The sequence below is a fragment of the Prevotella ihumii genome (assembly GCF_900155655.1).
GTDB classification, from domain to species: Bacteria; Bacteroidota; Bacteroidia; order Bacteroidales; family Bacteroidaceae; genus Prevotella; species Prevotella ihumii.
Genome location: NZ_LT707005.1, coordinates 1 through 24,597 on the forward strand (window position 1 = coordinate 1; position 24,597 = coordinate 24,597).

Below are 24,597 nucleotides of genomic sequence, written 5' to 3' on the forward strand. Positions count from 1 at the left end.
ATGCTTTGAGTTGTATGGTGTTGCTTTTTAGTAATATCATTTTAATAGACATCTTGAATATGTTTTATGATACATTTTGCTTGTGAAGATTGTCACCTTCTACGGTGCTGCTCGAGTCTCTTTAATAAGAGTTATGCTAATAATTTAGTTAATAATTTAGTTAATGATACTCAATGAGTAGTAACTGATATGATTTAATTAGGTGGTTATTGCGTTGGGGTTCCACCTCTTCCCATTTCGAACAGAGAAGTTAAGCCCAATTGCGCCGATGGTACTGCAATGCAATGTGGGAGAGTAGGTAGCTGCCTTTTTTTACTGAGAGAGCTTTAAGAAGAAATTCTTGAAGCTCTCTTTTTTGTGTACGCTCGGCATGAGCATTATCTAACGGGTGGAAGTCCCGAGTAAGCCCTAATAGCGGGAATTACATAGCCAAGAGCAAGGGTGTTCACCGTGAGGTGAAATCTGAAGGAAGCTGGCGACAAACATCTGACCTAACGTAAGCATCCAATATTAGCCGCCTTTGTGTAACATTCTTGCTTTACTACCTTTGCCCGAAAAACTTATGTTTGTACTCAACGAAACAAATGTTTTTCGGGTTTGTTGCACTCCTGTGGATATGCGTCAGGGTATTCTTCGCCTGTCCCAATTGGTACGCAGCAATGACTTCAATCCTTCTGATGGTGTTGTCTATGTTTTCTACAATCGATCCCGTAACCGAATTAAATTGCTGCACTGGGAACGCTGTGGTTTTGTCGTGTATCATAAACAGATGGCACAGGGTTGCCTGAGTCCTAAAATCATACGGGCGAGAACTGGATTTTATGAACTTCGCTGGGACGAATTGGTACTCTATATAGACGGTATAAATCCTAATTGCTACCGAAGAAAAAGATACAATAAATCTTAGTATTTTCTTGCCAGTGTCAGATATTTTTTGTAATTTTACATCGTATAAAGAACTGATAATGTGATGGATATGCCTTATTGCACAATGACATCTGACTACCATTCTCTCACTCGGGAAGCTGTTGTTAAACTTCTTGAGCAAAGGGATGCTGAGCTTAAGATTAAGGATGCTGAGCTGGAACGAAAGTCCCGTCGTATTCTTGAACTTGAGCGTATGGTATTTGGCAGGCGCAGCGAGAAACGCCTGCCTGAGAGTGCAAGCGGCTGGGCGGGTACGCTTTTTGACGAGCAGTGGGCCAAAGAGGGTTCCCTGGCTCAGGTGGAAGCCCTTCCCATCATCAAGGAGATAAAACAGCAGGCCGGACAACGCAGGTCATCACGCCGTGTGAGCCGTCCTTCCAGAAAGGGTAGGGCCTACGCCTCCTANAGCATTGCTTGTTGATTTTCCACTCATGGGGGCTGCTCGCCCCCAAACCCCTCGGTGTTTTCTGGTATAGATTATTAAGCTAAACCTACACCTGAAATTGCAGTTCTATGTTGAACTTGCGTGTTCTATATCCTCATTTGACACCTCCAACATATTCACGACAAGAAAAGGTTTCTCGTCCATAATATTTTGTTTTTCTATGTCGGTATAGAAACGCCACTCAATTCCGTTAGTGAGTACCCCGAAACGTGCGTTGCTTGCCACGAAATACCTTTGTAATTGTGTTGAATGTAAGTCTAAGTTTTGCTTATTATGCTTGCACTCAATCAGTATAATAGGCTTTCCGTCCTTGAATATAGCATAATCGATTTTCTCGCCTTTACTCTTTACGATGTCGCAATCCGTTTCGGGGACGACCTCAGTAGGGTCGAATATGTCATATCCAAGTGCGTGTATAAGTAAGTGAGCAAAATTAGTTTACATAAAATATTTATTGTATTTTTCCGTTTTATATGCAATGGGAAAGCCAAAAGTATTGGAGTTGACGGAGGCAGAACGCCTCGCACTCGAAAAAGGATTTCGCTTAGGCGAAAAGCACTGCTTCCGCATGCGTTGTCGTGCTGTGTTNTCTACGCCTCCTATGTTCCCGAGAACATAGAGCGACAGGTGACGGAGATATATCCAGAGGGTTATGACGCTGAACGCATGGTCATCATCGGACATGACAGATGTGAGCATCTGTGTCTGCGTCCCTCATCCTTTTATGTCAGGGTAGAAGATCGTGTCATCTGCCGCCTGAAGGAAGCCCGTCCAACGGATGCGAAGGTCGACATCTTGGAAGCCCCCTTGAAAAAGCAAGCAGTGGATTGTTTTGCCGACGCTTCCCTGCTCGCCGAAATCATCACCGCCAAATTCGCCTATCACCAGCCCGAGTATAGGCAATGTGAAAGATGGAAGGAACTGGGCGTGAACATCCCCACCTCAACCGTCAACAGCTGGGTTCACGATGCCGCCGATGCACTTTATCCACTTTACAAACTTCAAGTAAGACAGATCCTGCAAAGTCCTTATCTTCAAGTTGACGAGACCAGCGTACAGGTTGCCGACCGCAAGGGAAAGACGCGCAAGGGATACCTGTGGGGCGTGCGTGACGCCATGCACTCCCAGGGTGTGTTCTTCCATTGGAAGGACGGGTTGCGGTCGGGCGCTGTGGCAGATGAACTCTTCAAGGGCTACCAGGGTGCCATACAGTCTGATGGGTATGAGGTCTACAGCAGGTTTGAGAACGTTCAGGGCATCGTGCTGTTAGGATGTATGGCACACGTGAGACGTAAGTTCGAACATCTGGCGGCTGACGATAAAAACGCCGCCCATATCATCGAAACGATAGCCACGCTTTATGAGTTGGAGGAAAACCTCAAACACAAGAAAGCACCACCCGAGGAAGTGGAGACAGAACGAAAGGCTAAAGCTTACCCCATTCTTAAGTATTTGGAGACCTATATGTTGGATGTACACAAACAGTACACCCCAGGCGAAGCTATGGAGAAGGCACTGCGTTATGCCTTCGCCGTATGGATACGCATTGGCAGGTATGTGCAAGACGGACGCTTCAACATAGACAACAACCTCATGGAACAGGCCATCAGACCCATCACGCTTGGAAGAAAGAACTACCTGTTCTGTGGTAACAATGAGGGAGCGGAGAACAACGCCATCTTCTATACCTTCGTGGCGTGTTGCAGGGAAGCAGACATAGAGCCATACAAATGGATGAAGGAAGTTCTTTCAAGACCCCTGCCCGACATGACGGAGGAGGAACTCACGAAAATGCTACCTTCAAACTTCAAATAACAAATAACCCTTATATGCTGCCAGACATATAAGGGTTATTTGTTGGTGTGAAAGTCGGCTAATATTGGATGCTTACGGTGGAAGTCCCGAGTAAGCCCTAATAGCGGGAATTACATAGCCAAGAGCAAGGGTGTTCACCGTGAGGTGAAATCTGAAGGAAGCTGGCGACAAACATCTGACCTAACGAACAGGAACTTCATACAAGGCATATAACCATGGATAAGATTGCACAACAAATCAAAGTCCTATAGCTATTCGGAATGGTTGGTGTAAATGAAGTAGGTATAAGATGGAAAGATAATGTTCTTATCCGAGGAGGTCTCACGGACGTTTCAAATAGTTGTTTTACGAAAGAAGCGGAGTAAAGCTTGCCGTGAGAAGTCAGCAGACGCCATAGTAGTGGAGTATTCGATAACGCTCCATGAAGGGCTGAACCTATATAGTCGACCCTCAAAAAGGCGACATCGCATTTTTCATATAGCCCTGCGGGAAGAATTGGTGTTGAAAATTTAATTCTTGTCTTCCACAGCACCACATAATCACTCTTTCAATTAGGCACAAAAGAAGCCTCATGGCTCTTTTGAAGTTAAATGCGGCAGCTGCAAGCATAACATTGATGGAGTCTCCGAAGAGACCCTTGTAGAAGTTCCTCCCCAACCGGTGGTCTGCCTTGCAGTGGCCAATGACAGGCTCTATTCCTGCCCGCTTGCGGAAGAGTTTGTGCTTTTTGTTCTTGGCGTACCGTGAGTCTGTTTTCTTGGGCGTGTCCGGAATTATGATTTGTGTCTGCCCACTCATGCTTTGTCCTCGGTATCCCCTGTCGCAGGCAAGTGTTTTTATTTTCCTGTCATACAGCCGCCTAACCTGCTCCATTGCCTTGTCTATCGTATGGCCGTCATACTCATTGCGGAATGACAGCGCACCGATGATGAGTCCGTCCCATAGTCTGACGATGGAGACCTTGTTGCCGAACTCGTACTTCTTGCCCTCTTTTCCCTTGCTGATACAAAGCACGTCTGGCTCGTGAAGCGAGTAGATCTTATGGCCGTCCAACCGCTCGCCGTTGACAAGCCTCATGCAGATGTCAATCCGCTCCTGGTAGGCATTTCTATCGGGCAGCAGGCGAAGCAGCTCCCTGAGCAACCTGCCCGCAATGGTGCGCATCCGCTTGTCGGCCTTCCTGACTTTGGCCTTGCTGTTCTTCCTACCCCTGAAACGCTGAACGAGCTTCAGTTCCTTTATCTCCTTGGCATAGCTCTGGCGGACCTTGAGGTTTTCCTTCTCCGCCACGCTGTGGCAAAAGGCTATCACCTTGTTCAGGAGTTTCGAGTCCGTGGGGAAGGTCACGTTCTTCTCCTGCACCGTCGTGTCGATGAATGCGGTATGCTCCGCATCGGGCTTGCGTCCACGTCCATCCTTGCCGTCTTTCCCCTGCGTCTCCTCTTTTCTGTGATCACCGATTAAAAGATTGATGCGGATGCTTTCCTTGAGTATCAGCTCCATGCCAGATTCACCGATGCGATGGCGGAACTCGACAAGCTCGGTGGGAACGCAGGGAGCGTCGGTGCGGAATGCCTCCATCCCGCAAAAATACTGGAAGTAGGCGTTCTCCGAGAACTGCTCCACGACGCTCTCGTCTGAAACGTCACGAAGGTGTTTCAAGATCAGCAGACCGACCATCAGACGGATGGGCTTGGCCATACGGCCAGTGTCCTTGCTGTAAAGAGGGGCAAAAGACTGCTCAAACAGATTCCAATCAATCAGATTGGCTAACTTGTACAGGGAATTCTTGGGAGAGAGCATTGTCTCAAGATCCCAGAATAATGATGCCTGACGGACTTTGGATGGAGATTTATACATCGTTGAATTGCAAGATTTTACTATACAAAGATACAAAACTTTGTAGAAATATGCAAGTTTGAGAACGATTATTTTATTGATAACCAGATGGTTAAATACTTTTCAAGGGGAGACTAAGTAAGTATCTTAATGACTGGCCTTCATTACAGAAAGATTATCAAGAGAAGTTTGGGAAGGCAACAAATTGTTATGATTGTGAGTATAGGTCCATTCGTTTAGCAAGGAATGAAATAAATATAGCTTACAGAACAGCAGAGCAATTGCGCTGGCAGCAGTTTGATTTCATTCTCGGATATAAAATTAAATTGTCTGGTTCACACCCACGATATGATATTTGCGATGATTTGGCAGGTGATTATCCAAAAGATTTTAAGTTTGTTGGCTGGCATCCTAATTGTTTGTGCTACACAGTTCCGATAGTAATGAGCGAGGAAGATTATTGGTCTGATGATAGAAATAATAGCTCCAATAAGGTTACAGCTCCTCCAGAGAACTTTAGCAAGTGGGTCTATGACAACTCTCAGAGAATACAAGAAGTGGAATCTCGTGGTACATTGCCATACTGGATAAGAGACAACAAGTCCCTTATTTCTCAATCTATCAAAATGGGGTATGGTGAATTGTCTTTTAACGAGATAGCGGATAAGATTAAAAAGTTTCCAAATGTTATAACACAAGAGGTTTTCAGCAGAAATGGGATTTATTGTGAGAGTCGTCGCAGACTTCATAATGATATTGTTAAAACTTATTTGGGGGATGCAAAAGTGAAGTCCGATTGTGTATATATGCTTGGCGGTGCTCCAGCAAACGGAAAGAGCACACTTGTCGATAGTGGATTGTTGCCTCACCCAAAAGGAGCTTTAGTCATTGATCCAGATAAGGTTAAGGGTATGATCCCCGAATATCAGAAGATGATTATAAGTGGCGATAAGGCTTTAATCGCTGCTGCCGCTAATTTTGTCCATGAAGAGAGTAGCTCCATCGGAAAAAGAATACAAAAGGAGGCTTTTAGGCAAGGCATAGCCACGGTTATAGATGGTGTAAATGATGGTTCTTTTAAAAAAGTTGCAAAAAAGGTTTCAAAAATAAGAGAAATGTCTGGTAAGCGGATTAGAGCAGACTATGTTTCGCTCGATACTGATTTGAGCTTAAAGCTTGCAAGGTTAAGGGCGGAGAAGACTGGCCGTGTTGTTCCAGAATCGTATATTCGGAGTTGTAACTCTGAAATATCAAAACTTATACCAAAGGTAGTAAGTAGTGGAATTTTTGACGAGTTGTACCTGTGGGATACGAATATAAATGGTACGCCAAGACTTATTTTGAAGATGATTGACGGAGAATTAAGTATTGAGTCAAGAAAGCTATACGAATCTTTCTTAAATAAAACAAAAAAATGACTTTATTTTTCGTTTTTTACAAATAAAAATACTACTTTTATATCTATCCCAAGTTTAACACCTATCATCGTAGAATCTTGCTATTATTATACTTTTTCAGTTTTGGCTATGGACTCTGTGTCCTACAAATTTTTATTTTTCTGAATGGTGCATATTTCAGTTTTAATTTATCGTATATAGCAGTTGCCTGCTTTGAGGGATTGCTGCATTGTCGCATCTGTACGATGTCTCCTAACGGGTTCCTACCTTCCGTGGTTACAAGTTTCTGGGTGCTCATCCTCCGCACGATTTCGGTCCAATAGCAGGATTCGCCTTCTCGCTTCAATTGGCAGCGGATGGTATTTACCACCCAGTAGGCAAGCAGACCGAAGAAAAGATGCGCATCGCTCCGGTCATCGGTCTGATGATATATAGGACGGAGGTTCAGGTCGGTCTTCAACTGCCTGTTGGTACATTCGATTTCTCGTATGAGGTTGTAATAGTCCCATGTGGTACGCTCGTCGAGTGTTTCTACATTGGTCCGTAGGAAGTATACGCCGTGTCCGGACTCGATGGCTGAGAGGTCTTTGAGCTTCCAGTCTACACGTAGCATTTCCTTTGGTTTTTCTTCGTTTCTAATGTAGTCTATCGCATAGTATCTTGCGATAGAAGGATATTTCTGTATGGCTCGTCCCGTACGCTCTACAACCTTCTCGTAGAGTTTCGTTCCACCTTTCTTTGCAATACCATCATTTATCTTCTTCAGCTCTGTCTCAAATCTTTCACGCCAAAGTTTGTTCATTGACGATTCGGTCATAGCCTTAGATGGAGAGGTTATCTCAAGATAGTAGTCCTCACCTTCGGTGTGTACCTTGTTGAGCGTTATCGTTTGCTTTCGGGCGTCTTTTACCATCACACTCTTATGGTCCTCACTGAGCGTGTAATCTTTCAGCTTGGTGCGGGATACGCAGAGATAGTTGTAACCCTTTGCCTTAATAAGATTTAGATTCTCTTCGGTTGCAATACCTGCATCCATCACAATAAGCGATTTTTCTTTTTGTACAGGATTCCTGTCTGCCAGCGTATCTATCATATCAGGCAGTGATTTAGGGTCAGCCGTATTGCCTTCCAGGATAGAAGAATAGCGTATGAAGCCCTCCTTATTGATACACAGGGCCAGGACGAGAAGTTTACAATCAGATCGCTTCTCTTTCGACCTACCAAACTGTGCCTTCTTGCTTTCACGCTTACTACCCTCAAAGTAGAAGTTTGTCAAGTCAAAGAGCATCAGCTTGTTATCTATATTAAAAAGGTTATCTGTTACATTGCACAAGTGACGTTCTATCTTCTCTTTAAGTTCATAGAGTTTGTCCGTTACCTTGTACAGGGCATTGATACCCGGAGTCCAGTCTTGCGACCCAGTGTAAAGTTCGGCGGCAGCCGAATTATCCCTGAGATAATAATACGAGGAACGTTCAGATACGGCATACACAGTCCGGATGATGAGCGCAGAGAGTGCGGTGTGGATAGAATGGTTGCTCCATCCTTGGTCACGCAGGAACTCTTCCAGCCCCAGCTTATCAATGGTCTGCTTACAGAGCCATTCTGCACCAACATTCCTTGCGTCAGTATGTTCTGCCGTAGCAAGATCGATATAACGTTCAGACTCCTTTCTTGCCTTCTGTTCCTTCTTATCGAATCTATCAATTCCACCTTCCTCTTTCATCCGTTGCCACCACTCATCCGCCTTAGCCTGTTCCAGTTCAGTAAGCCCCTCCAAATGCTTGCCAAATAAAGAATTAGTTCCTCTGTTCTTAAAACGCTCTGTAAGTGCAAAAGCAATTCTTCNCGTGTAATCTTTCAGCTTGGTGCGGGATACGCAGAGATAGTTGTAACCCTTTGCCTTAATAAGATTTAGGTTCTCTTCGGTTGCAATACCTGCATCCATCACAATAAGCGATTTTTCTTTTTGTACAGGATTCCTGTCTGCCAGCGTATCTATCATATCAGGCAGTGATTTAGGGTCAGCCGTATTGCCTTCCAGGATAGAAGAATAGCGTATGAAGCCCTCCTTATTGATACACAGGGCCAGGACGAGAAGTTTACAATCAGATCGCTTCTCTTTTGACCTACCAAACTGTGCCTTCTTGCTTTCACGCTTACTACCCTCAAAGTAGAAGTTTGTCAAGTCAAAGAGCATCAGCTTGTTATCTATATTAAAAAGGTTATCTGTTACATTGCACAAGTGACGTTCTATCTTCTCTTTGAGTTCATAGAGTTTGTCCGTTACCTTGTACAGGGCATTGATACCCGGAGTCCAGTCTTGCGAACCAGTGTAAAGTTCGGCGGCAGCCGAATTATCCCTGAGATAATAATACGAGGAACGTTCAGACACGGCATACACAGTCCGGATGATGAGCGCAGAGAGTGCGGTGTGGATAGAATGGTTGCTCCATCCTTGGTCACGCAGGAACTCTTCCAGTCCCAGCTTATCAATGGTCTGCNCAACTTAAAAAGTTTCACAAGTCATACTATGATGAAACTGATATATTAAGCACAGCGAACGAGTTGAAATATACAACGGAAATAAAGACGATTTTCCTAAACGACATCAAATCTCCTGCATCTTCTTTCGTGGAGTATTTTGTCCGTCAAGTTTATTCTGGCCGTGTTACTCAATCTGTAATAGAGCAGTTTACTCCAATAATAAAGAAATCCATATCAACCGTGATAAATGATGTGATTTCCGATAGGCTTAACTCTGCTATAAAGAACGAGGAATTACAATCAGAAAGCATTCAGAGCAACGAAACAACGACAAAAGATAATGGAATAGTTACGACACAAGAAGAACTTGATGCTTTTGAAATAATAAAAGCTATTCTTGCTGAGAAATTCGATGTGTCGAAACTATGTTATAAAGACTTCAAAACTTATTTCTTGATATACTACGCAAATGAACAATACTGGTGGGTATGTAGATTATCTTTGAAACAATATTCAAAAGCTATCATCTTTCCTGACAAGGAGCATAGCGGAAACTATGAAAAGGTAAGCATTACAAGTATAAACGACCTCTACAATCTAAAGGGTAAATTATGGGAGGCTATGAGATTACAAGTGGAAAGGAAACAAGAATGGGACAACAAACGCAAATAAAAATTAATATTAAGTAGTCTCCCCTTGAAAAGTATTTAACTATCTGGTTATCAATAAAATAATCGTTCTCAAACTTGCATATTTCTACAAAGTTTTGTATCTTTGTATAGTAAAATCTTGCAATTCAACGATGTATAAATCTCCATCCAAAGTCCGTCAGGCATCATTATTCTGGGATCTTGAGACAATGCTCTCTCCCAAGAATTCCCTGTACAAGTTAGCCAATCTGATTGATTGGAATCTGTTTGAGCAGTCTTTTGCCCCTCTTTACAGCAAGGACACTGGCCGTATGGCCAAGCCCATCCGTCTGATGGTCGGTCTGCTGATCTTGAAACACCTTCGTGACGTTTCAGACGAGAGCGTCGTGGAGCAGTTCTCGGAGAACGCCTACTTCCAGTATTTTTGCGGGATGGAGGCATTCCGCACCGACGCTCCCTGCGTTCCCACCGAGCTTGTCGAGTTCCGCCATCGCATCGGTGAATCTGGCATGGAGCTGATACTCAAGGAAAGCATCCGCATCAATCTTTTAATCGGTGATCACAGAAAAGAGGAGACGCAGGGGAAAGACGGCAAGGATGGACGTGGACGCAAGCCCGATGCGGAGCATACCGCATTCATCGACACGACGGTGCAGGAGAAGAACGTGACCTTCCCCACGGACTCGAAACTCCTGAACAAGGTGATAGCCTTTTGCCACAGCGTGGCGGAGAAGGAAAACCTCAAGGTCCGCCAGAGCTATGCCAAGGAGATAAAGGAACTGAAGCTCGTTCAGCGCTTCAGGGGTAGGAAGAACAGCAAGGCCAAAGTCAGGAAGGCCGACAAGCGGATGCGCACCATTGCGGGCAGGTTGCTCAGGGAGCTGCTTCGCCTGCTGCCCGATAGAAATGCCTACCAGAAGCGGATTGACATCTGCATGAGGCTTGTCAACGGCGAGCGGTTGGACGGCCATAAGATCTACTCGCTTCACGAGCCAGACGTGCTTTGTATCAGCAAGGGAAAAGAGGGCAAGAAGTACGAGTTCGGCAACAAGGTTTCCATCGTCAAACTATGGGACGGACTCATCATCGGCGCACTGTCATTCCGCAATGAGTATGACGGCCATACGATAGACAAGGCAATGGAGCAGGTCAGGCGGCTGTATGACAGGAAAATAAAAACACTTGCCTGCGACAGGGGATACCGAGGACAAAGTATGAGCGGGCAGACACAAATCATGATTCCGGACACGCCCAAGAAAACAGACTCACGGTACGCCAAGAACAAAAAGCACAAACTCTTCCGCAAGCGGGCAGGAATAGAGCCTGTCATTGGCCACTGCAAGGCAGACCACCGGTTGGGGAGGAACTTCTACAAGGGTCTCTTCGGAGACTCCATCAATGTTATGCTTGCAGCTGCCGCATTTAACTTCAAAAGAGCCATGAGGCTTCTTTTGTGCCTAATTGAAAGAGTGATTATGTGGTGCTGTGGAAGACAAGAATTAAATTTTCAACACCAATTCTTCCCGCAGGGCTATATGAAAAATGCGATGTCGCCTTTTTGAGGGTCGACTATATAGGTTCAGCCCTTCATGGAGCGTTATCGAATACTCCACTACTATGGCGTCTGCTGACTTCTCACGGCAAGCTTTACTCCGCTTCTTTCGTAAAACAACTATTTGAAACGTCCGTGAGACCTCCTCGGATAAGAACATTATCTTTCCATCTTATACCTACTTCATTTACACCAACCATTCCGAATAGCTATAGGACTTTGATTTGTTGTGCAATCTTATCCATGGTTATATGCCTTGTATGAAGTTCCTGTTCGTTAGGTCAGATGTTTGTCGCCAGCTTCCTTCAGATTTCACCTCACGGTGAACACCCTTGCTCTTGGNGTATGAACTTTCAGGACTCAAAAAAGATTTCGTTGGTTTTAGTGCAACTAAAGTAGACCAAAAATGCACCTATATTCCAAAGACTTGAGTAAAGTCTTAGGTGTTGACGTAATCAGAGAATAACAAAAGGCGGTGTAACAACCGCTTTTATTTTTCTGTCAAAATCTTATACCTTAATTCCGCAACACTATTATAACTTAAACTTTTTAAGTACCTGAGCAACAAAAAGTTGCCCAGGATTTTGCCATGTCAAAGAATTCACTTATCTTAGTGTTGCAAAACAAGCAAGCAAAACTCTGATATGGCATGGCAAAAATACATATTAAATCCGAGAAACTCACTCCTTTTGGAGGAATATTTTCAATCATGGAGCAATTTGACTCCACATTGTCATCTGTAATCGACTCGACCCTCGGTCTAAGGTGTAGATCATTCGGTTATCAGTACAGCGAAATCATCCGTTCACTCATGAGTATCTACTTCTGTGGTGGCTCATGTGTTGAGGATATCACTACTCATTTGATGAGCCATCTCTCGCTTCATCCGACACTTCGAACTTGTAGCTCTGATACTATCCTCAGAGCGATAAAGGAGCTGACGCAAGAAAACATCTCATACACGTCAGATACGGGTAAGAACTACGATTTCAACACGGCTGACACTCTCAATACTTTACTGCTCAATTGTATGTTTGCATCTGGCCAACTGAAAGAGGACGAGATGTATGATGTTGATTTCGACCATCAGTTCATAGAGACAGAGAAGTATGATGCAAAGCCTACATACAAGAAGTTCCCTGGTTATCGCCCTGGCGTGGCGGTTATTGGCGACTTAATCGTTGGCATTGAGAATAGCGATGGCAACACAAATGTTCGTTTTCATCAGAAGGACACGCTGAAGAGGTTCTTTGAGAGATTTGAACAGAACGGCCTTACTATCAATCGTTTCAGAGCTGACTGTGGATCATGTTCCGAGGAAATCGTAGAAGAAGTAGAGGAACACTGCAAATCCTTCTATATCCGCGCAAACCGCTGCAGTTCGCTCTACAATGAAATCTTTGCTCTCAGAGGTTGGAAAACTGAGGAAATCAATGGCATTGAGTTCGAATTGAACTCTATCCTTGTTGAAAAGTGGAAGGGTAAAGCATACCGACTTGTGATTCAAAGACAGAAACGGTTGGATGGTGTATTGGATCTCTGGGAAGGAGAATACACATACCGTTGTATCCTGACTAACGACTATGTATCTTCCGTAAGAGAGATTGTCGAGTTCTATAACCTTCGAGGGGGAAAGGAACGTATCTTCGATGATATGAACAATGGTTTCGGATGGGACAGATTGCCCAAATCCTTCATGGCAGAGAACACCGTGTTCCTTCTTCTTACATCACTTATCCGTAACTTCTACAAGGCCATTATCCAAAGACTTGATGTAAAGAGGTTCGGACTCAATACAACAAGCCGCATAAAAGCGCTTGTCTTCAGGTTTGTCTCTGTACCAGCAAAGTGGATCAGGACATCAAGGCAGTATATGCTGAATATCTATACCTGTAACAATGCTTACGCGGATGTGTTCCAGACAGATTTTGGATAACGCCTACAACTTATGGGTATGATACTGCGTATTGCCTCAAGTCGCATTGTGGGGTAAGGGGATGTTGTAGGCTGAAGTGGGGATTTCAGTTCTAATTATCTGCAAATTCAGTAATGAGAGGATGTGTACACGCAAGAAGGACGTTGAAAAGTTAAGTTGCGGATTTGAGGTTATATGCTTTATGGTACTTTCTTAACCTTTCAACATCTTTGTTAGTAAGCTCATTCAGCCTCGTGACATCCATATTGTCTTTGAGGTCTGCTAACTTAACTCTCCGCCCAATAGGATTTGATTTGCATCGCTGAATGAAATCAAAATAGTCTTCTCCTTTATTTCGAGAAACAGATAGAACTGCGTCTACAAGGTATGTCGGAAATCCCTGCATGAGCAGATATTCGGTTGTAATATCTCCATCTTCTATCGTGTCGTGTAAAAGCGCAACTATTTTACTGTCATAGTCATTGCACAACTTCTCAACACGAAGCGGATGTCCTATGTATGGATTTCCTCCCTTGTCTACTTGCGAACTATGCACCTTGATAGCGATTTGCATAGCCTTTTCTCGAAGTTCAGCGAAATTTTCCATTCGTCAATTACTCAAAATTCAACTCTAAATTCTTACCTTTCGATTTCATCTCATCAAGTTCTTTCTTGATTTCTTTCTCTCGCTCGTTTTGTGGAGCTCTTTCACCACTCCATAACTTGGAGTATATCAAATCCAAATCAAGGTCTGGAGAATTTACATACTCCTCATAACTATTATACTTTTGTCCTTCTGCGTCTACAAACATAGCCCAAGTTTAACGGGCATAATTATTTTTCATAAATTTTCAGTGTGTTTTGAGGGTTTCAGGTTTGCTAAGTACTTAATAATCAGCCGTAGCGTTTTCTGAATACGGGCTAAATCTGATTTGTAGGACACCAGCATATCAATTTTTTTTTGTTACTTTGCACCTATGCACGCAAATGTACAGACACGTTTTAATCCGGCAACTGGTGAAAAGGCTCTTTATTATAGACTTAAAGAGTCGTATCGTGACGTGGCTGGACACGTACATTCGCTCATCCTACTCAATATTGGTTTTGAACCTTCTCTCACAGCCTTGCAGGTGAGAAGAATTGCTTTTGCACTTACAGAGCGTTTTAAGAACAGAGGAACTAATTCTTTATTTGGCAAGCATTTGGAGGGGCTTACTGAACTGGAACAGGCTAAGGCGGATGAGTGGTGGCAACGGATGAAAGAGGAAGGTGGAATTGATAGATTCGATAAGAAGGAACAGAAGGCAAGAAAGGAGTCTGAACGTTATATCGATCTTGCTACGGCAGAACATACTGACGCAAGGAATGTTGGTGCAGAATGGCTCTGTAAGCAGACCATTGATAAGCTGGGGCTGGAAGAGTTCCTGCGTGACCAAGGATGGAGCAACCATTCTATCCACACCGCACTCTCTGCGCTCATCATCCGGACTGTGTATGCCGTATCTGAACGTTCCTCGTATTATTATCTCAGGGATAATTCGGCTGCCGCCGAACTTTACACTGGGTCGCAAGACTGGACTCCGGGTATCAATGCCCTGTACAAGGTAACGGACAAACTCTATGAACTCAAAGAGAAGATAGAACGTCACTTGTGCAATGTAACAGATAACCTTTTTAATATAGATAACAAGCTGATGCTCTTTGACTTGACAAACTTCTACTTTGAGGGTAGTAAGCGTGAAAGCAAGAAGGCACAGTTTGGTAGGTCAAAAGAGAAGCGATCNGAGCCCTCGCCGCAACTCTATGAATACAAAGTCGAGAAGTTGCAAAAACTTGAAAATCAAGCGTCTGAAGGACGCATTAGGCTCTATTATGCTGATGAGAGCCACACTTGTACTGAAGGATATGTCCCTTACGGTTGGCAACTGCAAGGGGAGGATGTTTATGTCCCCTCCCAAAGGGTGGCACGACTCAATATCTTTGGAATGATAGACCGTGATAACCGTTACAATGGATTCACCACATTCGAAAAGATGACGGCAGATAAAGTCCTCAGTTTCCTTGATGATTTTTCGTTCAACTTGGAGATGGACACTTTTGTTGTCCTTGACAATGCTTCCGTACATAGAAACAAGAAGATCAAAGAACTTCGCTCAATATGGGAGCAAAGAGGACTTTTCCTCTTTTTCTTGCCTCCATATTCGCCACAATTGAATATTGCGGAAACACTTTGGCGTATTCTTAAAGGCAAGTGGATAAGACCACAAGATTATATAACTACTGACATACTTTTCTATACCACAAACAGAGCTTTGGCAGATATCGGAAAGGGGTTGCGTATAAACTTCTCTAAATATGTCGCTTAATTTTGATTAGTTACTTAACAGGCATTATGAATGCGTTCTTTGTTGCTTCTTCCGTAGCAATAATATCTTGCTGCTTTTCTATTTTTTCAGATAGTTGTTGAATTAGGTCTTTGAAATCCATTGCTCTTTACATTAGTATAATAGTACAAAGGTAGCATTTAGGCTCGATATTCCAAAGGGAAAAGGTTAAAAATTTGATTTTATGCCTTATTTCCGCAGCGTTTTTGCTTGCAAGAAATGCAAGTGCCTGATACATAAAAGTATTCAAACACTTGCGTATGTCAGAAAATTCACTTATCTTAGTGCTACTAAACATATAAAACAATAAATCAACTGACATAACAAAAGTAGCAATAAAATCTGACAAAATAACCTCTTTTGGTGGAATTTTTCACGTAATGGATGTTTTTTCCAAACTTGGACTCAATCAAGTCATTGACTCCTCGCTTGGTCAGCGTGGCAGTACAGGTACGGCATTCCAATATAGTGATATTATTTCATCGCTGTGTTATAGCTATTTGTGCGGTGCTGATTGCTTAGAAGATATTAACACGCTCGTTGCTCAGTTTTCATTATCTTCCAAATGTACACTTCCAGGGGCAGACACCGTTGGTCGTGGTTTAAAAGAACTTAAGGAAGCAAATGTGGTTTACACTTGTGATAAATCCAAGCACGTCTATAAGTTCAATAAGGCTGAGAAATTAAACCAACGATTTCGTTAAGCCAGACGAAGCATGCAAATGAGCAAAGCGAAATTTGTACATGCTCGTGGCGAGAAATCGCACTTTGAAAAAGAACGTTAAATTCCATCAAGCAGATACGCTGGAACGTATTATGACACGTGTAAAAGATACATTAGGTGTAACCATCAATCGTTTCCGTGCTGATTGTGGTTCCTTTTCAAAAGGCATCATTAAAACCATTGAGAAACATTGTAACCTATTCTATATCAGAGCCAACACCTGCTCAGGAAGATATGAAGATTTTTCAGAATACACTCTAAGTTTGCAGAAGAATGCGACGCAGTCGCATTCTTCTGCAAACTTAGAGTATTTTCTGTGTGTACCTTTTATATATGTTTTCCTCGTTTTTGTGTATTTTACTGTTTTATTTCTTGTTTTTGCTTTAATGTCTTTATTTTTTTTGTGTTTATTGTTTTATATTTCGTATAAATTCTTTATCTTTGTGATCAACAGTAAAAATAATAATTTAAAACTTAAAATATGAGATTATGAAACAGATAACCTTTTTATTATTGACCATCTTTGCAGTCTTTAGTATTACCTCTTGTGAGAAAGCAATTATTGAGGAGGACGGGCAATCTTCTAAAAGCACAAAGAAGACACGCATTGTATCTTTGCGTATTGATGAAGAAGTAATAAGCACAAGTGAAATGCCTATTGCGACAGGAGGAAATATAACACGAGCAGAGGGTATAACGCTGTCAGGTGGAAATACAATACGAACAGGGGCTATAGCGCATATTAGAGGAAATGTAAGTCAAATAGAGGGTATAACACGGTCAGAAGGTATAACACGCTCAGAAAGCAAGATATATGCTATTAATGTTTATCAGAAGAAAAGGGGAGCTAAGTCGTATTCTAAGTTTGCCTATGGTTTATTCAATGACCCCTCTGCCATCTCCTTAACACTTACCGAAGGTTATGTTTATAAGTTTGAATGTCTCGTTGCTACCAATGGAGAAGATTGCATCTATCAGAGCAATGGTGAATACCTTGCGCCTTTTTTACACGGAAGATCTAATACTCCAACCCGTATCGAAAACAAGTTTATCAAATCGTCCAAAGAAAATATGCAAGGCATTGTTCGAGGCGACACCAATATTGAAGCTAATAAAACAACAATGTATCCACGGCTTACCAAATCGTTTGGTGTAGTAGAAGACTTTGACCCTACCGCCGAAGCAGTGGTTACTATGCAAACCAAACGAGCCGTATTTGGCTTACAATTTCATATTGTTCCACCAGAAGAAGGCCACTTAGAACTTACCTACCTTTACAATACGCTCATCATAAAGAGTACAGAACCAATTTACGAGCACACCTCAACCTTCTCATTTAACAATATTCCAAAGGCAGCAATGGAAGGCTATTCGGGTGATGTGGTATTAGAACTGAAGTGGAAATTAGCTGATGGAACGATTAAGACCTATAATAAGACCATTACACTTAAGCGAAACGTATGTACGAAGATAAATATCGAAGTAAAGAAGCCCACCCCTAATAAGTTTCAGATTAACGAGGAAACAGGTGAACTCACACAAGAAGTAGTAGATTGGGTGATTTAATACAATGCTATATAAGATTTTTTGAACTTTTAATTAGGGTCTGCTAATTAACTATAACTGTCTAATAATTAACTATTTATGTTGTGTAAAATTTGGTCAATTCGCCCAAACTGACTACCTTTGGATGTTAAAACATTCAAGAAACGAGATGAAATACTACTCACAATATCGCAGTCACGACCTGTTTGAACTTCAAGAGTCGCTTTCTGGATTGAGCAAATCCAACCGTTGGGTCAAGCTGGCCGACAACCTTCTCTGGGACAGGATAGAGAAGGAATACAGCAAACGTCTGAGGAACAGTCACAATGGCGCCGGCAATAAGCCTACAAATGTGTTCAAGCAGCGTTCAAGATGTATGAACAGCAAAAAATGATGTTCGAACAGAACGTCCGCAGATGTGCCGACCGCATCAGCATCTACCAGCCGCATCTCCGTCCCATTGTCAGGGGCAAGGCGAAGGTCACGGTTGAGTTCGGTGCGAAAATCGGTGCCAGCATCGTGAGCGGTTACACCTATGTGGATCATGTCAGCTGGGACGCCTATAACGAATCGTCCGACCTCGGCATGCCGCTGGAACTCTACAAAAAGCGTTTTGGTATGCTGCCCAAGGAGATTCAGGCCGACAAGATCTATCTGGGGAAGGAGAACAGGAAGCACATCAAGTCCTGCCATATCAATTGCTACAACCGCCCATTAGGCAGACCTCCCAAGGAAGAGAATGACACACACGCAGAGGACAAGAAGAGAGCCATCGACGGGCGAAATGAGATAGAAGGCACATTTGGAACAACCAAGAGAGCTTACCGAGCCAACGACATCCGAGCGAAACTTGACCAAACGGCTGACACTTGGATAGGAGCTTGCTTCTTCGCTAAGAACATCATAAAGTTCCTACGGGGACTTCTTTGTCTCATTTTCGAAAAATCGGGCTTGAAGACTTTCCAAAAGAGAATTATGAGCATTTTTGACAGCATAGAGGCTGTATTACCCACACCACAAGGTTGTATGGTAAGCATCCAATATTAGCCGCCTTTGCGTGGTCTTCCTTCCTTACTACCTTTGCCCTAAAAACTTATGTTTGTACTCAACGAAACAAATGTTTTTCGGGTTTGTTGCACTCCTGTGGATATGCGTCAGGGTATTCTTCGCCTGTCCCAATTGGTACGCAGCAATGACTTCAATCCTTCTGATGGTGTTGTCTACGTTTTCTACAATCGATCCCGTAACCGAATTAAATTGCTGCACTGGGAACGCTGTGGTTTTGTCGTGTATCACAAGCAGATGGTACAGGGTTGCCTGAGTCCTAAAATCATACGGGCGAGAACTGGATTTTATGAACTTCGCTGGGACGAATTGGTACTCTATATTGAAGGTATAAATCCTAATTGCTACCGAAGAAAAAGATACAATAAATCTTAGTATTTTCTTGCCAGTGTCAGATATTTTTCGTAACTTTACATCGTATAAAGAACTGATAATGTGATGGATATGCCTTATTGCACAATGACATCTGACTACCATTCTCTCACTCGGGAAGCTGTTGTTAAACTTCTTGAGCAAAGGGATGCTGAGCTTAAGAACAAGGATACTCAACTCAAGAACAAGGATGCTGAGCTTAAGAACAAGGATACTCAGCTCAAGGATAAGGATGCTGAGCTCAAGGATAAGGATGCTGAGCTCAAGGATAAGGATGCTGAGCTCAAGGATAAGGATGCTGAGCTCAAGGATAAGGATGCTGAGCTTAAGATTAAGGATGCTGAGCTGGAACGAAAGTCCCGTCGTATTCTTGAACTTGAGCGCATGGTATTTGGCAGGCGCAGCGAGAAACGCCTGCCTGAGAGTGCAAGCGGCTGGGCGGGTACGCTTTTTGACGAGCAGTGGGCCAAAGAGGGTTCCCTGGCTCGGGTAGAAGCCCTTCCCATCATCAAGGAGATAAAACAGCAGACCGGACAACGCAGGTCATCACGCCGTGCGAGCCGTCCTTCCAGAAAGGGCAGGGCCTACGCCTCCTATGTTCCCGAGAATATAGAGCGACAGGTGACGGAGATATATCCAGAGGGTTATGACGCTGAGCGCATGGTCATCATCGGACATGATAGAAGTGAGCATCTGTGTCTGCGTCCCTCATCCTTTTATGTCAGGGTAGAAGATCGTGTCATCTGCCGCCTGAAGGAAGCCCGTCCAACGGATGCGAAGGTCGATATCCTGGAAGCCCCCTTGAAAAAGCAAGCGGTGGATTGTTTTGCCGACGCTTCCCTGCTCGCCGAAATCATCACCGCCAAGTTCGCCTATCACCAGCCCGAGTATAGGCAATGTGAAAGATGGAAGGAACTGGGCGTGAACATCCCCACCTCAACCGTCAATAGCTGGGTTCACGATGCCGCCGATGCGCTTTATCCGCTTTACAAACTTCAAGTAAGACAGATTCTGCAAAGTCCTTATCTTCAGGTTGACGAGACCAGCGTACAGGTTGCCGACCGCAAAGGAAAGACGCGCAAGGGATACCTGTGGGGCGTGCGTGACGCCATGCACTCCCAGGGTGTGTTCTTCCATTGGAAGGACGGGTCGCGGTCGGGCGCTGTGGCAGATGAGCTCTTCAAGGGCTACCAGGGTGCCATACAGTCTGATGGGTATGAGGTCTACAGCAGGTTTGAGAACGTTCAGGGCATCGTGCTGTTAGGATGTATGGCACACGTGAGACGTAAGTTCGAACATCTGGCGGCTGACGATAAAAACGCCGCCCATATCATCGAAACGATAGCCACGCTTTATGAGTTGGAGGAAAACCTCAAACACAAGAAAGCACCACCCGAGGACGTGGAGACAGAACGAAAGGCTAAAGCTTACCCCATTCTTAAGTATTTGGAGACCTATATGTTGGATGTACACAAACAGTACACCCCAGGCGAAGCTATGGAGAAGGCACTGCGTTATGCCTTCGCCGTATGGATACGCATTGGCAGGTATGTGCAGGACGGACGATTCAACATAGACAACAACCTCATGGAACAGGCCATCAGACCCATCACGCTTGGAAGAAAGAACTACCTGTTCTGTGGTAACAATGAGGGAGCAGAGAACAACGCCATCTTCTATACCTTCATGGCGTGTTGCAGGGAAGCAGACATAGAGCCATACAAATGGATGAAGGAAGTTCTTTCAAGGTCCCTGCTAGATATGACGGAGGAGGAACTCACGAAAATGCTACCTTCAAACTTCAAATAACAAATAACCCTTATATGCTGCCAGACATATAAGGGTTATTTGTTGGTGTGAAAGTCGGCTAATATTGGATGCTTACGTTGTATGAAAGAAGTAAATTAGCAGACCCTATTTAGCCCTACTAAAAAATAAAAGCGAGTGTATTGAAGCTAAAATACACTCGCTTGACTTTAACAGCTTAAATGCAGCCTTTGTTGGTTAGAGAATGAAATCGTTAGATGTTTTAAAACGATTAGAATTAGAGAATACGTGTGGTGATACCAATCTTTAAAACAGGGTAAACAGTTAGTTTTTTTACGATATTTGATAATGTATCATCACCGCTTTTGGTGTCATTAATATTTACTTCAGTTCCATCTTGGAAGACTTTTATTTTGCCCATAAATTGACAACCCAATTCAGCACGGAAGCCAACACGATGTTTGGTTATCATTCTGCCAACGCCCAATCCTAAATAAGGACGAAAATCGTTCACGCGCAGTTCACCTTTCACATCACCATTCTTGTCAAACTTTATGCTATATTTGTCCAATTCGGCAACAATTTGTCCTTCCAAACTCGGATTTCCACTAATTTTCTGGCGGATACTTTCGCTATGACCTGTAACTTTTGCAACCGTACCACCACCAAACGAGAATCCTGCTGCAACAAAGAAAGGACTATTGCCACCAAAAGGATAGCAGTTTACCTTAAAATCTACAGTTGTACGAGCAAAATTGCCTTCCAAATCTATTTCGTCAATGTAGTTATTATTTTCTACTGCCATAATTTGTTTCACATTCACTTTGCCCTTTACTTTTATACCAGGCATCATATTAACTCCTACGCTGAACTCTAATAAATTAGTGCAAGGACTTGCAGCAGAAAGATGTATACCTTCGGTTCCAACACCAGCATTTACACCGATTCTATTAAAGATACCGCGAGAAAACTCCTTTGTTTGGGCGGTTGCAGATGTACAAAGCATCGCTGCCAAGCTCAATAGTAAAATAGTTTTTTTCTTCATACGAGATAATTTTAGAATTTATTGAATGTTTAATATAGGTTCTACCAAGATAGTGCAAACTTGTTACATTTCTTCATAATATAAACTCATTCTATCGCAAAGATAGCTGTAATATTTTGTTAATGCAAAAAATATGTAAAAAATAGTCCAATCACTATAAAAAAGTTTGGACGCAAAAAAGAAAGTAGGTGCATATCATTTCTCCTACCCGACAATTAGACCAATTGCAAAAAGAACTTGTTGTTAAAAAGTTGTCTTTGTAACTGTCTGATTATTAGTGTTTTATATTCTGTTTGCAAAACATATATGTTTTACTACCCCAAACATATATGTTTTACCACCTCAAACATATATGTTTTGCACCCTCAAACATATATGTTTGGCTTTGTTAAGGTTGATGGTTGAGCGATGGAAATTTGGTAGAGGAAAAATAGAATAATGAGGTGTAGGCTTATTGTACGCGAAAGGAAAGTGAGAAATATGTTGTTGTCTTCGAAGTAGAGAGTACTTGTAATGGCTTTTTGTTGCTTATTTTCTCATTTTTGTAATCATATATTTGTTTCTTATTTTTCTATTCATTACCTTTGTAAGGTATAAAGCTAAGACTTGAAGTTGTTATGAAACGCCTAATTATTTTGATATTGACATTATTTATTACAAGTTCTTTATCGGCTCAAAGTGCGCATAAGTGGGAAGAAATATATGAGGAACTGTTGGTGTCTGAGGAGCAAAGCACTGAGGTTATAGAGGAGTATTATAACTTGTTGTGCGACTTAGAGGCGAACCCTATAAATCTTAACGTCGCTACTCGTGACGACTTAGAGCAATTACCTTTTCTTTCGGCTCAGCAAGTGGAAGACATTTTGGCTTATATCTATCAGTATCACAATATGCAGACTTTAGGCGAATTGATGATGATAGAGTCGCTCGATGCTGTGAGGCGCGACCTGCTGTGTTGTTTTGTTTATTTGCAGCCTGTAGAGTCTAATAATGTTCCCACCTTTTCGCAAATGCTGAAGCGTGGCAAACATACAATTGTTTTTACGGGTAAAGTTCCTTTTTATAAGCGTAAAGGCGATGAAAATGGCTACTTGGGTTATCCCTATACCCATTCTGTGCGTTATAAGTTGGCTTATTCCGATTATTTCCAATTAGGTTTGGTGGGTGCGCAAGATGCTGGTGAACCTTTTTTTACAGGTGTGAACAAGTTGGGTTACGACCATTATAGTTTTTATGCAATGGTGCGAAAGTTAGGGAAGTTGAAGGCGGCTGTTGTGGGACGATACAAGGTGCGTTTTGGGCAAGGATTGGTAATGAATACAGATTTCAGTTTCGGAAAAGTGGCATCGCTGACCACCGAAGGGCGTTCGTACAATGCTGTTCGTCCACATTCCTCTCGCTCCCAATCCACTTATCTGCAAGGCGCAGCAGCTACTGTGGCTTTGGGGAGGTTTGTTGACTTTACCGCCTTTGCTTCTTATCGTTATTGCGATGCTACATTAAATTCTGATGGGAGTATCCGCACCCTCTTAACCTCTGGCTATCACCGCACGCCAATGGAGATAAGTAAGAAACATAATGCGTCTCAAAGTGCTTTTGGAGGAAATTTGAATTGGCGAAAAAATGGACTTACATTCGGCTTAACAGGACTTTACACCTCTTTTAATAGACCTTTAAAGCCTAATGTGTCGCAATGTTTCCGTCTGAACTATCCACAAGGTAGTGGCTTTGGGAATATTGGGTTGAGTTATGGTTATATAAATCATCGATGGAATGTGAATGGCGAAACAGCACTCTCTGCAAATGGTGGACTTGCAACGGTAAATACGGTAGCTTTGCAGGCAACGCACACCCTCTCTTTTACTGCTATTCAGCGTTACTATGCTGCTAAATATTGGGGGATATATGCTAATTCGTTTGCTGAAGGTGGGAGAACGCAAAACGAGTTGGGATTATTGATTGGGGCTAAGTGGGTAGCCTTGCCCCATCTTACATTGATGTGTTTTACCGACTATGCTTATTTCGCCCAACCTCGTTATCAAGCCTCAGTGGCGAGTAGTGCGTGGGATAGTTTTCTCTCTGCTATATACGCCCGTGGTAATCATTCACTCTTGCTGCGCCATCAGTTTAAGTTGCGTCAGAAAGACGATGCCAAGCACATTTTTTTGCTCAATGATATAACCCACCGAGGACGACTGTCTTACACCTATTTACAACCAAAATGGAGTTGTAAAACCCAACTTGATTTTTCAAATAATCATTTTAAAACAAATAGTTTTGGCTATATGGTAAGCGAAACTGCTACGTGGCACCCCCTTGATTGGTTGCAAACCGCCTCTTCGGTAGGCTATTTTCATACAGAGAGTTACGCTTCACGCCTTTATACTTATGAGCGTGGAATGGCATATAGCTTTTATTTCCCTGCTTACTATGGTGAAGGGCTGCGCTTTGCTGTGTTTGCCCAAACGAAGATAAACAGCCATCTTGTGGGAGTAGTAAAGTTTGGTATGACGAAGTATTTTGATAGAGACCAAATTTCTTCAGGTTTACAACAAATCAACTCTTGTGTAATGAGCGCATTAGACCTACAATTGAGATGGAAGATGTAAACTATTTATAAGTAAGTGAGCAAAATTAGTTTACATAAAATATTTATTGTATTTTTCCG

General features: G+C 42.9%; 18 protein-coding genes, 1 rRNA gene and 3 pseudogenes. 16 read left to right on the top strand and 6 right to left on the bottom strand.

The genetic code is table 11. The features are described from left to right. Positions 1 to 198: 198 nt before the first annotated feature. Together rrf and tnpB (CZ367_RS14030) are read left to right on the top strand one after the other, a co-directional pair. A 5S ribosomal RNA gene (gene rrf / locus CZ367_RS14025) occupies positions 199 to 311 on the top strand. Positions 312 to 562: 251 nt separating this feature from the next. Further along, positions 563 to 907, top strand: a complete 345-nt coding sequence (gene tnpB, locus CZ367_RS14030; RefSeq protein WP_077197567.1) for an IS66 family insertion sequence element accessory protein TnpB — start codon at positions 563 to 565, stop codon at positions 905 to 907. A 549-nt stretch (positions 908 to 1,456) separates the two neighbouring features. On the opposite strand, the pseudogene CZ367_RS14040 reads toward tnpB (CZ367_RS14030), so the two are convergent. Continuing rightward, positions 1,457 to 1,792, bottom strand: a pseudogene (locus CZ367_RS14040) (type I restriction endonuclease); the annotation flags it as partial. Between the two features lie 207 nt (positions 1,793 to 1,999). Here CZ367_RS14040 and tnpC (CZ367_RS14045) point away from each other — a divergent pair. Further along, positions 2,000 to 3,187, top strand: coding sequence for an IS66 family transposase (gene tnpC, locus CZ367_RS14045; protein WP_077197569.1), 1,188 nt, complete (start codon positions 2,000 to 2,002; stop codon positions 3,185 to 3,187). Between the two features lie 450 nt (positions 3,188 to 3,637). On the opposite strand, the gene CZ367_RS14050 is transcribed toward tnpC (CZ367_RS14045), so the two are convergent. Then, positions 3,638 to 5,047, bottom strand: a complete 1,410-nt coding sequence (locus CZ367_RS14050) for an IS5 family transposase (RefSeq protein WP_077195819.1) — start codon at positions 5,045 to 5,047, stop codon at positions 3,638 to 3,640. A gap of 260 nt (positions 5,048 to 5,307) precedes the next feature. On the opposite strand from CZ367_RS14050, the gene CZ367_RS16010 reads away from it, so the two are divergent. Continuing rightward, entirely contained in the window at positions 5,308 to 6,444 is a 1,137-nt protein-coding gene (locus tag CZ367_RS16010; protein WP_144006050.1) for a zeta toxin family protein, read from the top strand. A 106-nt stretch (positions 6,445 to 6,550) separates the two neighbouring features. On the opposite strand, the pseudogene CZ367_RS14065 reads toward CZ367_RS16010, so the two are convergent. Then, positions 6,551 to 8,926: pseudogene (locus CZ367_RS14065) on the bottom strand (IS1634 family transposase); the annotation flags it as partial. Between the two features lie 65 nt (positions 8,927 to 8,991). Between CZ367_RS14065 and CZ367_RS14070 the strand changes: the two are divergent. The 3 genes from CZ367_RS14070 (at position 8,992) to CZ367_RS14080 (ending at position 13,048) form a co-directional block, all read left to right on the top strand. After that, a complete protein-coding gene (locus tag CZ367_RS14070; protein WP_144006052.1) occupies positions 8,992 to 9,582 on the top strand; it encodes a hypothetical protein in 591 nt (196 codons plus the stop codon). Between the two features lie 130 nt (positions 9,583 to 9,712). Next, the gene (locus CZ367_RS14075; RefSeq protein ID WP_077197571.1) at positions 9,713 to 11,122 is read left to right on the top strand and encodes an IS5 family transposase; all 1,410 of its coding nucleotides are present in this window, start codon (positions 9,713 to 9,715) and stop codon (positions 11,120 to 11,122) included. A 639-nt stretch (positions 11,123 to 11,761) separates the two neighbouring features. Then, the gene (locus CZ367_RS14080; protein WP_077195295.1) at positions 11,762 to 13,048 is read left to right on the top strand and encodes an IS1380 family transposase; all 1,287 of its coding nucleotides are present in this window, start codon (positions 11,762 to 11,764) and stop codon (positions 13,046 to 13,048) included. Between the two features lie 151 nt (positions 13,049 to 13,199). Here the strand turns inward: CZ367_RS14080 and CZ367_RS14085 are convergent, their stop codons facing one another. Together CZ367_RS14085 and CZ367_RS16015 are read right to left on the bottom strand one after the other, a co-directional pair. Continuing rightward, positions 13,200 to 13,634, bottom strand: coding sequence for a phosphohydrolase (locus CZ367_RS14085; protein WP_077197572.1), 435 nt, complete (start codon positions 13,632 to 13,634; stop codon positions 13,200 to 13,202). Between the two features lie 7 nt (positions 13,635 to 13,641). Further along, the gene (locus CZ367_RS16015; RefSeq protein ID WP_077197573.1) at positions 13,642 to 13,839 is read right to left on the bottom strand and encodes a hypothetical protein; all 198 of its coding nucleotides are present in this window, start codon (positions 13,837 to 13,839) and stop codon (positions 13,642 to 13,644) included. A 165-nt stretch (positions 13,840 to 14,004) separates the two neighbouring features. Here CZ367_RS16015 and CZ367_RS16790 point away from each other — a divergent pair. The 8 genes and pseudogenes from CZ367_RS16790 to tnpC (CZ367_RS14140) all read left to right on the top strand — a co-directional run. Next, positions 14,005 to 14,814, top strand: a pseudogene (locus CZ367_RS16790) (IS1634 family transposase); the annotation flags it as partial. A gap of 36 nt (positions 14,815 to 14,850) precedes the next feature. Then, complete coding sequence (locus CZ367_RS16795) at positions 14,851 to 15,393, top strand: IS630 family transposase (RefSeq protein WP_449421172.1); 543 nt, start codon at positions 14,851 to 14,853, stop codon at positions 15,391 to 15,393. Between the two features lie 398 nt (positions 15,394 to 15,791). Then, positions 15,792 to 16,115 (top strand): hypothetical protein, encoded by a 324-nt coding sequence (locus CZ367_RS16020; protein WP_077197575.1) that lies wholly within the window; start codon positions 15,792 to 15,794, stop codon positions 16,113 to 16,115. Between the two features lie 509 nt (positions 16,116 to 16,624). Beyond that, positions 16,625 to 17,701 carry a hypothetical protein gene (locus CZ367_RS14120; RefSeq protein ID WP_077197577.1) on the top strand — a complete coding sequence of 359 codons (1,077 nt, stop codon included), beginning with the start codon at positions 16,625 to 16,627 and terminating at the stop codon, positions 17,699 to 17,701. A 148-nt stretch (positions 17,702 to 17,849) separates the two neighbouring features. Continuing rightward, positions 17,850 to 18,074 carry a hypothetical protein gene (locus tag CZ367_RS14125; RefSeq protein WP_077197578.1) on the top strand — a complete coding sequence of 75 codons (225 nt, stop codon included), beginning with the start codon at positions 17,850 to 17,852 and terminating at the stop codon, positions 18,072 to 18,074. After that, positions 18,071 to 18,727, top strand: a complete 657-nt coding sequence (locus CZ367_RS14130; RefSeq protein WP_237581872.1) for a transposase — start codon at positions 18,071 to 18,073, stop codon at positions 18,725 to 18,727. The genes CZ367_RS14125 and CZ367_RS14130 overlap by 4 nt, the downstream gene beginning before the upstream one ends. Before the next feature lie 48 nt (positions 18,728 to 18,775). Beyond that, on the top strand, positions 18,776 to 19,120 hold the full coding sequence (tnpB, locus tag CZ367_RS14135; protein ID WP_004339067.1) for an IS66 family insertion sequence element accessory protein TnpB: 345 nt from the start codon (positions 18,776 to 18,778) through the stop codon (positions 19,118 to 19,120). Between the two features lie 63 nt (positions 19,121 to 19,183). Next, positions 19,184 to 20,926, top strand: coding sequence for an IS66 family transposase (gene tnpC, locus CZ367_RS14140; protein ID WP_077197580.1), 1,743 nt, complete (start codon positions 19,184 to 19,186; stop codon positions 20,924 to 20,926). Between the two features lie 235 nt (positions 20,927 to 21,161). Here the strand turns inward: tnpC (CZ367_RS14140) and CZ367_RS14145 are convergent, their stop codons facing one another. Then, entirely contained in the window at positions 21,162 to 21,929 is a 768-nt protein-coding gene (locus CZ367_RS14145) for a hypothetical protein (protein ID WP_077197581.1), read from the bottom strand. Between the two features lie 635 nt (positions 21,930 to 22,564). Between CZ367_RS14145 and CZ367_RS14150 the strand changes: the two genes are divergently transcribed. After that, the gene (locus CZ367_RS14150) at positions 22,565 to 24,538 is read left to right on the top strand and encodes a ComEA family DNA-binding protein (protein ID WP_317041835.1); all 1,974 of its coding nucleotides are present in this window, start codon (positions 22,565 to 22,567) and stop codon (positions 24,536 to 24,538) included. The last annotated feature ends 59 nt before the right edge of the window (positions 24,539 to 24,597 follow it).

Bases quoted from the DNA above. Each gene is read 5' to 3' on its own strand.
- tnpB (WP_077197567.1), top strand. From the start codon at position 563: ATGTTTGTACTCAACGAAACAAATGTTTTTCGGGTTTGTTGCACTCCT.
- CZ367_RS14050 (WP_077195819.1), bottom strand. From the start codon at position 5,047: ATGTATAAATCTCCATCCAAAGTCCGTCAGGCATCATTATTCTGGGAT.
- CZ367_RS14075 (WP_077197571.1), top strand. From the start codon at position 9,713: ATGTATAAATCTCCATCCAAAGTCCGTCAGGCATCATTATTCTGGGAT.
- CZ367_RS14080 (WP_077195295.1), top strand. From the start codon at position 11,762: ATGGCAAAAATACATATTAAATCCGAGAAACTCACTCCTTTTGGAGGA.
- CZ367_RS14085 (WP_077197572.1), bottom strand. From the start codon at position 13,634: ATGGAAAATTTCGCTGAACTTCGAGAAAAGGCTATGCAAATCGCTATC.
- CZ367_RS16015 (WP_077197573.1), bottom strand. From the start codon at position 13,839: ATGTTTGTAGACGCAGAAGGACAAAAGTATAATAGTTATGAGGAGTAT.
- CZ367_RS16020 (WP_077197575.1), top strand. From the start codon at position 15,792: ATGGATGTTTTTTCCAAACTTGGACTCAATCAAGTCATTGACTCCTCG.
- CZ367_RS14120 (WP_077197577.1), top strand. From the start codon at position 16,625: ATGAAACAGATAACCTTTTTATTATTGACCATCTTTGCAGTCTTTAGT.
- CZ367_RS14125 (WP_077197578.1), top strand. From the start codon at position 17,850: ATGAAATACTACTCACAATATCGCAGTCACGACCTGTTTGAACTTCAA.
- CZ367_RS14130 (WP_237581872.1), top strand. From the start codon at position 18,071: ATGATGTTCGAACAGAACGTCCGCAGATGTGCCGACCGCATCAGCATC.
- tnpB (WP_004339067.1), top strand. From the start codon at position 18,776: ATGTTTGTACTCAACGAAACAAATGTTTTTCGGGTTTGTTGCACTCCT.
- tnpC (WP_077197580.1), top strand. From the start codon at position 19,184: ATGGATATGCCTTATTGCACAATGACATCTGACTACCATTCTCTCACT.
- CZ367_RS14145 (WP_077197581.1), bottom strand. From the start codon at position 21,929: ATGAAGAAAAAAACTATTTTACTATTGAGCTTGGCAGCGATGCTTTGT.